Origin of the sequence: Gemmata sp. SH-PL17, assembly GCF_001610855.1 — a bacterium.
Taxonomy (GTDB): Bacteria; Planctomycetota; Planctomycetia; order Gemmatales; family Gemmataceae; genus Gemmata; species Gemmata massiliana.
The window spans coordinates 5,914,425-5,928,947 of the sequence record NZ_CP011271.1 but is presented as its reverse complement, the minus strand read 5'-3'; the positions used below and the strand labels follow the sequence as shown (position 1 = coordinate 5,928,947).

Here is a 14,523-nt window from a genome sequence, read left to right as displayed (position 1 = left end):
AAAGCGAGCGACTCGTGGGGGCGAGGTCCGGCTATTGAACCGGACTCGGGCCGGCCACCTGAGGTATATGGCGCGATCGGGACCGATCGAGTGTCTTAATCAGAAATTCGGCAAGATCGGCGGCCGTTTCGTGACTGTCGCGCGGCCCCTCAACCGGTTTCGGGGGCGGCGCGACGAGGGCGCCGGCGATTGCGGTGGCCAGCTGCACCGGATCAGTTGGCGGCACGAGCCGACTCGCACCGAGGTGAGCGATCGCGGGGATCCCACCGACGTTCGTGGCCACAAACGGCGTACCGCACGCAGCCGCTTCAAGGAGCACGTTGGGCGTACCCTCGGACCGGCTCGGGAGCACGAACAGGTCGGCCGCCCGGAACCAGTCCGGGAGCTCCGCGTGCGGGCGCCCGCCGTGAAACCGGACCTGGTTCGCCAAGCCGGAGGCAGCGGCCTGTTCAACCAACGGCCCCCGAAGATTGCCCTCGCCGATAATGTGCAACTCCCAAGGAGCGATTTCCGCCGGGAGTTGCGCGAGCGCCGTTAGCAGTACGTCCAAACCCTTGACCGCAACGAGATTGCCTACGAACAGTAGGTGTCGCACGCCGGGGCACAGGCCCAGTTTGGTTTGTGCGGCACACCGGTCGCCGGGGCTAAACTTGGCCCGGTCGACCCCGTTGGTGATGACTGTGACTCGGCCCGGGTCGGCTCCGAGTTGGATCGCGCGTGTCGCAAGGTCTTGTGACACGGCAACGACCCCGTGCGCCCGATTCAGGGCTTCGACGGTTCCTCGGTCTCGGCCGCGGAAGTCGTCGACCAGTCGAACGTCCGAGCCGTGTATTTTGAGGACGACGGGTAACCCGAACCGGCGCGCCAACCGGACCGCGGCCCATCCGTCCGGGTACACCCACGGGGTGAACACGATGTCCGGCTGGAACTCCTCAACAACTTTCCGGAATACGGACCGCACCGACCACAGGAAGAAGTGCCCGTACCAGGATCGCAGGGCTTTGGGCGTGTACCAATAACGCGGATGGTCGACGGTCAGGTCGTCGAAAATCATCTGCCGATTGCCCGGGAGTCGGGCCGCTCCCGCGCGACGGGCGTTTCGCTCATCGGTCCAGAGAACGGGCGCAATAACGCGCACGGAGTGCTGTTCCGCGAGCAGTCGCAGTGGGTGCCGGTTGAACGTCGCCCGGTTCGGCTGGTACGGGTTCGGGTACAGGTTCGTTAGAGCGAGTATTCGCATCACCGGGGCTCTCTTGAGGCAGCAATGAGGGACCGGTATCGTGTTTCGTATTCGGTTGCCATCCGGTCGAGCGAGTATCGTTCGTGAACGACCTGATTCCCCGCGCGTCCCAACCGTATCCGCGTGTCAGAATCATTTAGGACACGTAACAGCGATTTCACAAGCGCCCCTTCGTCTCCGGAGGGGAATAACAGCCCATTGACGTCGTGAGTGACGATGGTCGGAATGCCCCCGACTGCGGAACAAACGGTTGGCAGGCCCGCGAGCCACGCCTCTAACAAGGATACCGGAAAGCCCTCGGATCGACTCGTAAGAGCAAACACGTCCATTGCTCTCAGGTAGTGCTCCGGAGACGCTTGGTATCCCGCAAAGTGAACACGGTCCGCGATTACGAGTTCACCGGCAAGTTTTTGCAGTTTGGCCCGCTGGTCACCGTCGCCAACCAAAAGCGCATGCACGTTTGGTACCGTTTGGCGGAGCTCCGCGACCGCGCGGAGGAGCAGATCTTGGCGCTTGACTTCTGCCATGCGCCCGACGGTCCCAATTACAAGAGCGCCTTCTGGGATCCCCTGTGCGGCGCGTACAGACGCAGGGGACAGCTCGTTCGGTGTAGGGCCCGTTGGAATGCCGTTCGGGACGACTTCGACTTTCGCACGCGGAACCGTGCGCCACTTGGTAACGGCGCCGGCAATCTCTTCCGATACGCAGCAGAACCTTTCAACTAATCGGGCGGCTTGTAGTAGAAACAGGCGTATTTTTAGATTCTTCCACCAGCCCGTGTACCGGGCAAATTCGTTACCGTGCTCGGTATGAAGAACAGGGGCAATGCCAAGTCCGCGAGCCGCTTGTCCCAAATACCACGCGGCGCCAATTTGGTGTGTGTGAACGACGTCCGGTTTGAGTTCTGTGAGGGCACGGGCGGCCCGTTGAACGAACTCCGGGTGGCGCCCGGTTGGTTTGCCGAGGCTGAGTACCGTTGCCCCCTCTTTTTCTGCTTCAACAGCGAGCGTGCCCGGGCGCTCTACGCACACCACGCTGACCCGGTGCCCGCGCTGGCGGGCGGAACGAATCAGACTAATCACGATCCGTTCCAGACCGCCGACGTCGAGTGAGAGGACGGCGTGCGTGATGTGAAGCGGAGAGGGCACTTTTGATATCCTTCGGGCTCGTATGCTTCGGTGCGTTGTTAGGTTGTGTGGGGCTGTTGTAGAAGGTAAATATTAGGCGCCTTGTTGGGTCTGGTCGCGCGCTGCTACTAATTCTTTAACCACACGAGCGGGATTTCCGGCAACAATTGCATCGGCCGGAACATTCTTTGTTACGACCGAGTGGGCTGCTACTATTGCCCGGTGGCCTATTGAGACCCCTTTGAGGATAACGGCTCCACGTCCAATCCAGACATCATCACCGATAATAACGGGGGCGATAGATTCGGGCGGAGTAGGGTCGCCGGCTCGGCGCCGATTTGCGTCGACCGGGTGCCCGTCCATGTCAAGTACCGTTACTCCGGACGCGAGTAGGCAGTGCCGCCCGATCCGGACTGACCGGCCGACGCTAAAACTGCAACCGTGCCCGATAAAAGTGTCGTCGCCAATTACTAATTCGGGCGCGCCTTCTGCTCCGGCGCGCCCGAATGCAAACGAAGGCTTCCCGGATAATCGAACGCCATCTCCGAGGTGGATGCGGCCTTTCCCTGTGAGGTAGGGCATGGCCTCCATTTGGAAACGCGCCCCCACTGAATTACACTGGCTGCGAAAAAGTGGCTCGTTCCAGATAAATCGCCACCCCCATATCCAGCCCTCTCGTATCAGGACGTGAAGGTGGTAACACGCGCGGAAAATTGGAGCGGTTGCTTTGTTTACGGGAAGGTGGAAACAAAGAACGGATTTGGCCAAACGTTTTAGTCCGCCCCAGAACGGCCCTTTGCCTTGACGGAGTTTTTTGATTGCGCTCATGATGCTTTTTCAGGTAGTAGGCTCGGTGGGGCGTTTAAGGGGCGTCAGTTGTTTGGTTGATTCTCGCCGGTATCGTTTTTGATTTTTTCCTACGTGCGGATCGGGACAGCCACGTCAAGGCGCCGGCCCTGAGGTTAGACAGCCGTTCTTTTTTATTACTGATCGTACCACAGAGGCAGAGCGCGAATAGAGCCGTGTAGGTTGTCGAGTATGTAACGAACGTGAGCCAGGATGTGGCGGGGTGGGACGCGATTGCAATTTTAAGGGCGACCGCTGGAATGACGGCGCACAAGATCGGAGGGGCGATGGCTTGTTTTAGATATTGTATTACCGGGACGCCGGTAATGCGGCACCCTTGGATTAGTGGCGCGACGCCTCGGGTGAAAAACGCCGGGACGGCCAGTGCTAATCCGGCTCCGATTAGTCCGAGGCTCGGGAGTAGAGCGACCATAATGACGCAAATGGCGATAGCTTCTAGTAGAGCGAATACGGCAAGGGTGCGATGCCGCGCCGTGGCGAGGATGATGCCGTTAGTCACGTACTGAGTGCATGGCAAGGATTCCCCGAGTATAAGAATTGTTAATAGGGTCGCTGCAGAGGAGAAATCCGGGCCGACCCAGAGCGCGATAAGTGGGGCGCCGAGAATAAACAGGTACGCGGTGATGAATATGCCGAAAGTGGTTGAGTACCGGCTGCCAATAATAAGAAGTTGACGTTGCCGATCTGTTTGGTTGGTGGCGTGGAGCGATGTCGCGTGTGGCGTTAGCACGCCCGTAGCGGCATTCATAGCGGCAACTGTTGCTGCTACGAGTCGAGCGGCAATGGCGTACACCGGGACGATTGCGAGGCTCAGGTACGAGCCAAGGAATATCGGGGCCAGTTGAGTGCGTGAAAGTCTTGCGAATGTGGCGATAACATTCCAACTCCCGTACCCCAGTAGTTCCCGGAAGCTCGATTTGCTTAGGTGGCAGGTGCCGACTCGCAATTTTGGATCCGCTCGGAACGTTAGAAAAGCTTTGCAGAGGGTACTTGCGGTCCAGAGCGAGAGTGTGATGAACCCCAACGTGGTAATGTCTTTATCGGAGTGAACCAGCGAAAGAGTTAAAACGGTTCTGATAAGTGAAAACGGAATGTCGACCGCGTTGATCCAGTCGAAACGTTGATAGCCCCATAATGCCGCATCAAAAGCTGTTCCAATTAGGATGACGGCAATGTTTGCGGCCATGAGCCGGTAGGTGAGGGCGACGTGGGCGTGTGTTCCGTCGGGGGCGGGGTACAGGCGAAAGAAAAATTGTTCTGCCGCGATTAGTGCAAGGAAGATAATTGCTCCGGCACAAAAAAGGAGCACTGTGCCGGCGGTAAGTGTGCGGTTGACATTGGTTTGATCTTCGCGCGCGTGGTAGAGGGAAATGTGGCGCCCAATTGAGCCACGAACGCCAAGCTCGAGCATGCTGAGGTAAACGGTGAGCGAGCCCAATATGAGCCAGATGCCGTACATCTCGTTGCCGAGCCTGGCAATGAGAAAGGGGAGGATGAGAAATCCCGTTGCTACTTCAACAGCGAGACCGGCGCTGTTCCAGAGTACGTTGCGTTTGATGGCTTGTTTGTTGCTCACTCGCTCTGTCTCTCGGTATTATTATTGACAAATGTTCTGCGCGAATCTTGTTTGTATCGAGCGAGATTGCCTGTTTTGGCGACAATTCACACGCCTATGGTGCCTAATCCTTGTGTGGCTATTTTGATAAGAATGAAGCCGGCAATACTTATCAAGACGATCCGGCCGAGCCACCCACTGCTCACACAATAGCGCTCGGGTAGCGTCGGGGCGGCTTGATCGAGTATGACGGAAGCGAGACCCAGAATTAGGTACGTTGGGATCACGAAATTTCGCGTCAGCGAGTAGCACCCGGCTGCGTAACCCACGACCGCAGCAAAGGTAAAGTGTCGTGACTGTGTGGCCCAAGTGGGTGCCAAAATTCCCCGCCCGACTCGGTCGAGAAGGCGGCCGCTGGTGTAGAACATAGCCAAGAATGTGCCGCCGCCGAAAACGCCGAATTCGACGTACGCCTGAACAAATGAGTTGTGGGCAACGTGCCCTGTTTCTGCAAGGAACCACCCCATTCCGAGCCCCGTTGGAATGAGGAGCGGTTGGGCAAAAATGGTCGTCATGCCTTCGGCCCAGAACATCAGCCTCTGGTGGGCCGTGCCCCCGCCCGAGATGTCACCTTGTCGCCCCCCGATTGCGGCGAGAATAAGTACCGCCCCGGTAGCCGCAAGGGGCAGAGATCTGGGGCCGCCGTAGCGCGAGTACAAATAGGCGCTGCCGCCGGTCAGGATCCCTAACAACCCGCCCTTAGAGTACGTTTCCAAAAGTGCGTAAACGAACAAGGGGATCGGGGACGCCCATACGACTAACCCAATCGGCCCGTTTCGATTCGTCGTCAAACAATAGACACAGCAGAGAATACCTAAGCCCAAAATAAGGCAAAGATCATTCGGGTCATTGAAAACTCCTCCGCTCACTAAGCGAGGGAACTCGTACCGTTCGCCGGAGGCCGGATCGATTGCGGCCTGCATGCACGGCGTGATGCTCGGAAAATGAGCGATCCCGTACTGCTGAGCGAGGGCGACTGCGGTGAGCATACCAATTAGCACAACGAGAGTGCTGACAAACGTGCGGAACCGTTCAGGGGTGTCAACAACGGCGATCAGCAGAAAATAATACAGAACGACTTTTGCGAATTCTGGACCGAACTCGAAGAACGCCTCGCCGATGCGCCCGTGCGCGACAAAAGAAATGATAGTTGATGCGAAAAACAACAGCACGCAAACCGCCACCGGGCGCTGTCGGAGAGAATCGAGCGTCAGTAACCGCATGAGTTGCGGGAGCGACAGCATCACACACGGGACGATAACGAGCAGGTACAGTCGTAGCCCCGCGAGTTCCGGGAACAAATCATCCGGGCGCAACAGCAGGACCGCGTTCAGGAGCAAAAACAGGACGAAATTCATTGCGCCCCGCCGCACGAGGAGAAGTCGCTTTCCGCGAGTGAACTTTCACGCGCGCTGGTAACCGGATCGCCACGGAGAAGAGTTTCGATCTCAGCGGGGGGGGGGGCGTCTCGCACTCTGCCAAAGGGTTCGGGAGCCACACGGCCCGGCGCACCCGAGCGTAAGAGAGCCCGCAGAGGTACACGACGGTCCCGAGCATGATGCGGAGGTCGAGCCCGAAGTTCCCATTCTCGACGTAATAGCGATCGAGAACGAGTTTGGTTTGAACGGACTCCAGGGACGAGTCCGCCGGTAGCTGAATTTGTGCCAACCCTGTTACGCCCGGGCGGACGCGGTGTCGTTCCGGGTACCCCTCGATTTCCGCGGACAGGGGCACGACGAATTCCGGGCGCTCCGGGCGCGGCCCTACGAGGCTCATATCACCTCGAATCACGTTCCAGAGTTGTGGAAGTTCGTCGAGGTGCAGTTTGCGGAGCACCCGCCCGACGGGTGTCACACGGGCGTCGCCTTTGCTCGCCCACTGCACTCCCGTTTTTGCCTCGCAATTATTTGCCATCGTCCGGATTTTGTAGATCCGGTAGAGCTCGCTGCCTCGCCCCACACGAACTTGGGAGTAAAAACCGGGACCGGGGGAAGTCAGCCGAACGATCGCCCAGAGAACCAAAATTACCGGAAAGACGAACGGAACGAGTGCGCAACCGAATGCGACGTCGCACGCGCGCTTCGTCCGGCTTTCGGAAACGGAACCCAGAGGAACGGCGCGAGTAAGGATTGACGGCGCTCCAGGGGGGCACTGGTGACTTTGGGCGACCATATCGTTCGATCCAATTGACGGGAGGATGAGCGATTAAAAGTACAGGGGCGGGCTCGCCGTCACTCGGACGGGGCGAGCGCCTGATTGAAGTCGGGTATGGCCCGTTGAAGGAACTTGTGGCACGAACTCACGTTCTCCTCACGTGATCCGGCGACGAACTGCCGAATCACGTACATTTTGTACAGGGCGGGCGCACGAGCGAGTGATAATCGGGGGTTATTCGGGGCCTGCCACGTGTGCCCGTCGCGCGACCAGGTCCAGTAGATCTCGAGTTGAGAGGGGACGATCCCCGGCTTCCCGAACCGGGCTACCCGAAACGTTCCCGTTGTTCCATCGTCCCATTTCATTTCCTGTGTCGCCGCGTCGGCTAATTGCCGGTAACCCGCGCCGGCGTAGCACACGTCCGGGGTGTGCACACTGATTGGTCCGCCGCGCCCACAGACCAAGAGAACCGATACCTCTTCTCGCGTTTGCGAGTTCTTATACACACGAAACGCCCACCCTCTGATCCCGGCCCGGGCCATATCGTTGGCTTCAAGCGGAACATCGGTGCCGTTCCAGTCCCCCACATTAGGGGGCACCTGGGGCAGGCGCTCGATCGCGCGCTCGAGATGCGGGGAGGTGCCCCATCGGTCCGTTTGGATCCCGTGGACTGCACCGGCCGCGCCCAAAATCACGGCGCACAATAATAACGGTCCGATCGTGAGTCGCACGGTCATTCCCTTTCAGTGGTAACCGGGCTCGCGGAAATGGCCGGTGCTGGGGTGTGCTCAACCGGGTCGACGGTGCCGTACCCGTGCGTGTACGCGTGAGCCGCGTGGCGCACGCCGTTTGCTATCACCCCGGTTACTTTAGCTCGGACGGCTTGGAGGCGAGTTACGGCTTCGTCCACGAGCGCGACTTGGCTGACGCCCATCAAAACGGAAACGACCACCCCGTCCGCCTCGCGTGCGAGCAGCAGCGTATCGGACACTAAGAGTAGCGGTGAGGTGTCCACAACCACGAAATCAAACTCGGCTTTGAGTTGGTCCTTGGTCTCGCGCCAGCGGTCGCCGACGAGCGCGTGGCGCGTGGCCAGGGTCCACTGGCCGGCGGTGAGGGCCGAAAGGCCAGGAATTCCGGTCGGGCGAACGGCCTCCAGGACACTGGTGCTTCCCCGGAGGATCTCACAAAGGCCCGGTGCCAGCGGGGCATCGAACACGCGGTGCGCGGTCGGGGACCGGAGGTCCCCGTCGACGAGCAATGTGCGGAACCCGGCTCGGGCCAAGCTGATCGCCAGATGCCCCGTCAAAGAGGTCTTCCCTTCGCCCGAAACGGCGCTCGTGACTACCAGAACACGCAAGTCGGGTTCGTCGGTGCCGTGTACCAGCATCGTGCGCGTGGCGTCGATGGCCTCGACGAGCGAGGGGGGCGGTGCGCCCGGTTTTCCCGATTCTTGGCCGGCGGCAGGTACCGTGCCGAGCAAGCGCACGCCGAGGGCTTTCGTGACGTCGTCGGTGTCGGTGACGCGCCGCGCCCGGGTCTCCAAGCCGATGGTACCCGCGAACCCGATCCCGAAAACGGCGAGGGCCGCGAGTACGGTGTACTTCAGCCTCCGGTTCCCCTCGATCCCGGTGACGATGAACGGCTCTTCCGAGCAGGTCACTCGCGACGGGGCGCCGAGTTCCACTTTCAGACGTTCGATCGTTTCTCCGAGAGATTGGTTTAGCTTCTCTGTTTGCCCGATCGAAAATTGGATCGTGCTTAATTCAATTTTGTAATCGTTTGTTTGGGATATTTTTCTTAGTATGTTGTCGTGTTTTTCTTTGGCGAGGGCGAACCGCTTCTCCAATATTCTGATCTGTTTTCGGGTTTCGGCGCGGCGCAGGATCTCTTGCTGGGCGTGTTTCTTTTGAACCTCTCTCGCCAGCGTAGTCCCCAGTTCGTCGCGGTGTTTGTCCCGCCTCAATTCTGCGGCTTTTAGGTCGTCTTCGGCCTTGATAACTGTGGGGGGGCGCTCGCCTTCTTGGTACCGTTCTTTGACCTTGTTCAATCGCTCCTTCGCTGAGGCTGCGGCCTCAGCAAGCTGCTTGAGTTGGGCGTCTTGGCGTATTTCGGCATCGATTTGGGCGCGCAACTCGGCCGGGGAAAGGGGCGGAACGATTTCGACGACCCCGAGATCCCACGGCAGCGTCAACGCGGCCCCTTCTTCGTCCAACGAATTGATCCCGATTTTCGGGGTTGGCTTCGCCAATTCGAGGTTTTCTCGGGCGTTTTGCAGGTCCCGTTGAGCGAGGCGGAGTTCGTCACGAAGGAACGAGTCGAAGGTCATCAGCGTGGCTTCGTCTTTTGTTCCCAGTGCGGCAGCGATCGTGTCAATTTGCTTGTGGAATTTCTCTAGTTCCGAGCGGTACCCCCGTTTCGTTTCTTCCAGTTTTTGTAAGCGGCTCCATTTGGCCCCGTTGTCACGCAGGTCGACATCGGCGAGGTACGCCGTCTTCAGGTGCTCCAGAATGATTTTCGACTCTGTGGCGTCGTCCCCTTCGAGGGACACGCGCATGTACTCGCTGTTGGCCGGTGCGTCGATCTTGATCGCGTGGTCCAGCCACGCGACCGGGTTGGGGCTCTTTCTGACGATCGCCAGGTTCTCGACGGCGGGAACCTTGATCACATTGTTCAGGGTCCGCTGTCGCTTGATCGTAGCAATCTGGGACGCCCGGTACGAAACAAAGTTCGCCTGTCCGTCCGCTTGTCCGAGGACCGAAGGGGCCTGGGCCGAGACGTGAAACACGGTGGCTGCGGTCGCCTTCGGGAGCGGGAGAAAGAGCCAAACCGCGGCCCCCGTACCGGCCGCGAGCAGCGCGACCCCGAGTAACGTGAAGGGGCGCCGCTTCACGGCGTTGAGGATCGCCCGGCCGGTCAAGCCGCTGGCTCGCTTTTCGGGGGGGGCTGCCCGTTGCTATTTATTGGGGTCATGGGTTAATCCACTTTCGAGATCGCTTGGTGCTCGCACCCGGGTGCGGGGGTCTGATCGCGTTACGCAACGGCTTCGTTCGGCACGTGAAGAATCGCGCGCTTTAGAACGAACAACTCGCCCAAGAGCAGCAACAGCGCGAGCGGCATCATCAGCCACCCGGCCAGGTCGTGAAACACCACACGTGCCCATTCGCCGCGTTGCAACTCGAACAAGACGCCCGTGAGACTGATCCGAACGACGTTCGCGGCAATCGCAATGGGGACGGCGCTTGCTACTATGAGTATTCGTTCAAACGTTCTTCGTTCGGCGAGGATAGCCACCCCGGTCGAGAGCGCGAAAAACGTCATCAGCATGCTCAGGCCGTTGCACGCTTCAACCACCCCGAGCCGGCTATCGGTCAGGATGATGATGTTGCCTTCGGACACGGCCGGGACGCTGAGCGTCTGGAGGACGTAGGTGCTGGCGTGCGTGGCCGCGCGCTGGAGCGTTCCCCCTAGCATCATTTGGATTTGGTAGGGGAGGGGGATCATAAATGCCAGGAACAGGATCGCGGGGCCGGCCCAAATCAGTGCCCGGCGCCCCCCCGCGGCTCCCGTGAGGCCGGCCAGAACAACGAGGAACGAGCCCGCGTCGAGCCACGATTGGTAGAACGCGTAGCCCGCGAACCGCAGGCCCACGCCGAGAAGAACTAACGCGCTCCCCCACCACCGGGAACGGAAGTCGGTAGACGACAGCAGTTCTCTGCGCCTCCAGAGCAGAAAACCCGCGAACACGGGAACCAGAAAACCGTGGGAGTACTGTGGGTCCGTGGCCCACCGTTCGCCAATGGCTTCGAGCGTGTCCCAGTATGCCCAACCCAACAGGGCAAACGAGACAACAGCCGATAGCAGAAGCGATCGCTGGGCGGGGTTAGAAAACATGAAAACGAGCCTGCCAAGTTTAATTGTGGGCCGGACTAAGCCGCGTTGTTGCTGCAGGTGTTGCCTGGTCTTTTTTGAGTGATTGCAGTTGCGGTTGTTGGTATTGTGGCGACTGCCAAAATTGCTGAGCTTCTTGTGGCAGTCGTGTTTTAGTCCGGCATTAATTGTACCGTTGCGCCGGATTGCTGTAAGTCTAGGTTTCTATAGTGTTTTCGTTGTCGCAAGCAGTCTGGCTGTAATGTTTTGATTGTTCGTTGCAATTTGCCAAGTAATGGTTCCGAATAAAAAGAAAAAAGTTGTGTGGAGGATGTGTCGTTAGGCGTGCAAACTATTGGGAGAATGGTGTTTCAGAACAGTCGAGGGGTAAGGTGTCGCAAGAAATGAGGGTGCTGTGGTGTGTGTGTGGAGCGTCATGGTGGTTTCCCAAGTTGTTTGAGTGGAATGCAACTTGAAATGAAGTCTCATCCCGCACCGGGCGTCATGGGACATGTAATTTAGTGGCCACTAAATTGGCGTACAACCCCAAAAAACTGTCGGCGCGGAAAAACGAGATCGCTTTGCTGTTTCTTTGTGGCCTCAACTTTGGAACAGCGTATTTTGAGGTGCAGATCGGTGATGCTTTAACCACCGAATTGACATGTCCACGGAACCAATTGCCGACACTGAATTGCCCGGTGGTGCCACGATTGTCGCTGACCGCCATCGGTTTGATGGGTAATCACTCCAGTGGGGTGCCCTGACACGCGATGCTTGAGGTGACGCACTTGGTACGGATGTTTCGGTGCATGAGAACGGTTTGATGCCTCGCAGGAATGCAAAGCTACTCAGTTGAGGGCGTAGTTGTAAGTTGTTGGGTATGAGGAGCAAAGGAACGGCGGTGGAGTTGGAGGCGCGTCGCCTGCTGGCGGTACAGCGTGTCGCCGAGGGGTGGTCGCAGAAGTATGTGGCCGCGTTCTTGGGTGTGCACTGGGGCACCGTGGCCCAGCACTGGGGCACCGTGGCCCAGGGTCTGAAGGCCAAACCCACACCCGGGCGCCCGGGGCTCTTGACCGGCGCCCAAGAGTGCCAGGTGCTCGGGCGGCTCGGCCGATCCCCGACCGAATACGGGTTCGATACGGACCTGCGGACCGCGCGCCGGGTGACCGAGGTGATCCACACGCGATTCGGGGTCCGGTTCCACCCGAGCTACCTGCGCGAGTGGCTCTCGGCGCGCAACTGCTCCCCGCAGAAGCCCGCGCGCCCGGCCCGGCAACGGGACCAACCGGGGATCGACCGGTGGGTGGCCCGGGACTGGAAGCGGATTCAAAAAAGGCCCGGGACGCACGCGCCCACCTCGTCCTGATCGACGAGGCCGGGTTGTTCCTGAACTCGCGGGGGCGCCGGAGCTGGGCTCCGCGGGGGCGCCGGAGCTGGGCTCCGCGCGGGCGCCGGAGCTGGGCTCCGCGCGGGCGCACTCCGGTGATCCGCGGGGACGGGGGCGGCGCCACAAGGTGTCGGTGATCGGGGCCGTGACCGTGTCGCCCCGGACCCGGCGCCTCGGGTTGTACTTCGCCAACCGCATCGACGGGTACTTCGGGGCCGGTGAGGTGGTCGCGTTCCTCCGGAACCTCCTGCGGTCGCTCTCGGGGAAGGTGCTCGTGGTGTGGGATGGTGACTCCAATCACACACACACAAGGGTCTGGTGATACGCGCGCTCTTGCGCCGCAATACACGGGTGCACCTGGAGCGACTCCCGCCCTACGCACCCGAGTTGAACCCGGTCGAACTCGTGTGGAGTTGGTTGAAGTACGCCCAACTGTCGAACTTCGTTCCCCGAGATCCTCGACCGGCTCATCCGATTGAAGTGTAACGCCGCCTTGTTGAGAGCGCTCTGGGATGGCTCCGAACTCCCTTTCCCAGAGCCTCCAAACGGGTAGCTTTGCTTACATTCTGGACAGTAGTGATTTAGAGAGACGCATTTTGCCGTGGGTTCATAAGTATTAGACTCGTTGCAAAATAGCGGGGTCTGGCTATTCGGACGGCATAACGAATTATGAGAAGCTGGTTCGGAAGTCGTCGTTCTTTCGCGCGTTTACGGGACAAACTGCCGGCGCGTTCGACAAGCTCCTGACCGATCTGGAGCCGGTGTGGCTCGCTCGAAAGGCGAAACAATCGGCGAACCGGCCTCGGCAGCGCAAGCCCGGTGCCGGGCGCAAGGCGAAGCTCCGGTTGGCCGACCGGCTGTTGCTGACGCGGCTGTACTACCGGGCGTACATCACGCAGGAGTTCGTGGGATTCTTGTTCGGCGTGGATAAGGGAACGGTGTCGCGAAAGGTTCAGGAACTGAGCCTGTGCATGACCGGTGTGTTCCGCATCCCGGAGAACAAGGTGCGCATCGATCCGGGCGACCTCGAAGCGGTGTTCGTGGACGCGACCGAGCAACCCGTGAATCGCCCCACGCGAGGCCAACGGCGCAGTTACTCGGGGAAGAAGAAGCGTCACACGGTGAAGCATCACGTGGTCGTGACGCGGGCGCGCAAGGGACCGGGCGAGAAACAGAAGGTGCGGATCAAGGCCGTGTCGAAGGGGGCGAAGGGGCGCGTTCGCGACAAGAAGGTGTACGACCGGTCGCGGTTGCAGGTTCCCGAGGGCGTGCCGAAATCGGGCGATAGTGGGTATCAGGGGAGCCACTTACGGGTACCCAAAAAGAAGCCGAGGAAGGGGCAACTGAGTGACGAGCAGAGGCACGCGAATCGGCGGTTGGCGAAGGAGCGGATCGTGGCCGAACACGGGATCGGGAAGATGAAGATCTGGCGCATCGCCTCAGACCGGTATCGCAATCCGCTCCGGCGCCACACGGTGATGATGAAGAACGTCGCGGGCCTCCACAACCGCGTGTACGGATAACGGCCACACGACTGTATGGCCGAAGTACGCCTGGATCAGCGCCTATTGCGCAACAAGTCTATTGGCGCGGCATTTGGTTTGTGCGATGGGCTACCGGCTTTGACAAAGCCGGTGGAAGCAATGACTGTATTTTGTAGCCGATTTAAGGCAGGCAGTGGTCGTTCAGTGTGATGGCTTTGTGAGTGAGGAGGATTGAAAAAACTGTCGTCGCCTGTCAAGCGAAGGACAAACAGGAGCAGAATTCGTAGTGGCCAAACAAATCTCGAAAAAAAAAAACGCGGTCAGATCGCGCATTTATAGGCGGCATGCGAGTGCTTCATGATATTTCTGCTCGGGTTGTTAGTGCCAGCTTTTTTATTGTCAATTCGTGCCGGGTATTAATTATTGTAGACCGGAGGTTAGTGCGGCATCGCCCGCCGCGCAGATTCTCGTTCCGAGTCAAGGTTCTTGGTTCGTGTGACGGTTCCGAAAAGGTGTGCGCAGCAAATGGAGTTTCGTGTAAGCGTATTTTCAACCCGTGGGACTGAATATGCTCGCGCCTGACTGGTTGCTAGACGGGCACTCTCGCCGTGGCCCACTCTTGACATGTCCCCTCACCGTTCTAGGGTTCGGCACCCCCAAACGACTACCACAGCTCACCCGTTCAAGCGTCTCCTCGTGCGGCGACTCGCAATCTGCACGCCCGAGTAGATAGAACCGCATTCTGTTAGATTTTATTTTATTCTAGCAGAATTATCAAA

General features: G+C 59.3%; 14 protein-coding genes. 5 read left to right on the top strand and 9 right to left on the bottom strand.

From position 1 onward, the window contains the following. Positions 1 to 31 precede the first annotated feature (31 nt). The 9 genes from VT84_RS24465 to VT84_RS24425 form a co-directional block, all read right to left on the bottom strand. Positions 32 to 1,240: a glycosyltransferase gene (locus VT84_RS24465; protein ID WP_082841327.1), complete on the bottom strand. Its 1,209-nt coding sequence runs from the start codon at positions 1,238 to 1,240 to the stop codon at positions 32 to 34. Further along, positions 1,240 to 2,322 (bottom strand): glycosyltransferase, encoded by a 1,083-nt coding sequence (locus VT84_RS42415; RefSeq protein WP_410000408.1) that lies wholly within the window; start codon positions 2,320 to 2,322, stop codon positions 1,240 to 1,242. The genes VT84_RS24465 and VT84_RS42415 overlap by 1 nt, the downstream gene beginning before the upstream one ends. A 138-nt stretch (positions 2,323 to 2,460) precedes the next feature. Next, on the bottom strand, positions 2,461 to 2,949 hold the full coding sequence (locus VT84_RS42410) for an acyltransferase (protein ID WP_410000407.1): 489 nt from the start codon (positions 2,947 to 2,949) through the stop codon (positions 2,461 to 2,463). 280 nt (positions 2,950 to 3,229) lie between these two features. Next, positions 3,230 to 4,810 carry a lipopolysaccharide biosynthesis protein gene (locus tag VT84_RS24450; protein ID WP_082841324.1) on the bottom strand — a complete coding sequence of 527 codons (1,581 nt, stop codon included), beginning with the start codon at positions 4,808 to 4,810 and terminating at the stop codon, positions 3,230 to 3,232. An 86-nt stretch (positions 4,811 to 4,896) separates the two neighbouring features. Beyond that, entirely contained in the window at positions 4,897 to 6,207 is a 1,311-nt protein-coding gene (locus tag VT84_RS24445) for a hypothetical protein (RefSeq protein ID WP_082841323.1), read from the bottom strand. Further along, positions 6,152 to 7,021, bottom strand: coding sequence for a sugar transferase (locus VT84_RS24440; RefSeq protein WP_082841322.1), 870 nt, complete (start codon positions 7,019 to 7,021; stop codon positions 6,152 to 6,154). The genes VT84_RS24445 and VT84_RS24440 overlap by 56 nt, the downstream gene beginning before the upstream one ends. A 59-nt stretch (positions 7,022 to 7,080) precedes the next feature. Further along, positions 7,081 to 7,740, bottom strand: coding sequence for an exosortase-associated EpsI family protein (locus VT84_RS24435; protein ID WP_052560400.1), 660 nt, complete (start codon positions 7,738 to 7,740; stop codon positions 7,081 to 7,083). Continuing rightward, positions 7,737 to 9,923 (bottom strand): polysaccharide biosynthesis tyrosine autokinase, encoded by a 2,187-nt coding sequence (locus tag VT84_RS24430; protein WP_052560401.1) that lies wholly within the window; start codon positions 9,921 to 9,923, stop codon positions 7,737 to 7,739. Before VT84_RS24430 ends, VT84_RS24435 begins: the two co-directional genes overlap by 4 nt. A 113-nt stretch (positions 9,924 to 10,036) precedes the next feature. Next, positions 10,037 to 10,897 carry an exosortase/archaeosortase family protein gene (locus VT84_RS24425; RefSeq protein WP_052560402.1) on the bottom strand — a complete coding sequence of 287 codons (861 nt, stop codon included), beginning with the start codon at positions 10,895 to 10,897 and terminating at the stop codon, positions 10,037 to 10,039. Positions 10,898 to 11,394: 497 nt separating this feature from the next. Here VT84_RS24425 and VT84_RS38875 point away from each other — a divergent pair, with 497 nt between their 5' ends. From VT84_RS38875 to VT84_RS24405, 5 genes are all read left to right on the top strand, one after another. Beyond that, a complete protein-coding gene (locus VT84_RS38875; protein ID WP_157469793.1) occupies positions 11,395 to 11,637 on the top strand; it encodes a hypothetical protein in 243 nt (80 codons plus the stop codon). Positions 11,638 to 11,753: 116 nt separating this feature from the next. After that, positions 11,754 to 12,239 carry a winged helix-turn-helix domain-containing protein gene (locus VT84_RS24420; RefSeq protein ID WP_082841321.1) on the top strand — a complete coding sequence of 162 codons (486 nt, stop codon included), beginning with the start codon at positions 11,754 to 11,756 and terminating at the stop codon, positions 12,237 to 12,239. A gap of 166 nt (positions 12,240 to 12,405) precedes the next feature. After that, on the top strand, positions 12,406 to 12,582 hold the full coding sequence (locus VT84_RS24415; RefSeq protein WP_157469792.1) for a hypothetical protein: 177 nt from the start codon (positions 12,406 to 12,408) through the stop codon (positions 12,580 to 12,582). After that, positions 12,579 to 12,746 (top strand): transposase, encoded by a 168-nt coding sequence (locus VT84_RS42405; RefSeq protein WP_162271832.1) that lies wholly within the window; start codon positions 12,579 to 12,581, stop codon positions 12,744 to 12,746. The genes VT84_RS24415 and VT84_RS42405 overlap by 4 nt, the downstream gene beginning before the upstream one ends. 275 nt (positions 12,747 to 13,021) lie before the next feature. Continuing rightward, on the top strand, positions 13,022 to 13,783 hold the full coding sequence (locus VT84_RS24405) for a transposase (RefSeq protein WP_239465466.1): 762 nt from the start codon (positions 13,022 to 13,024) through the stop codon (positions 13,781 to 13,783). The last annotated feature ends 740 nt before the right edge of the window (positions 13,784 to 14,523 follow it).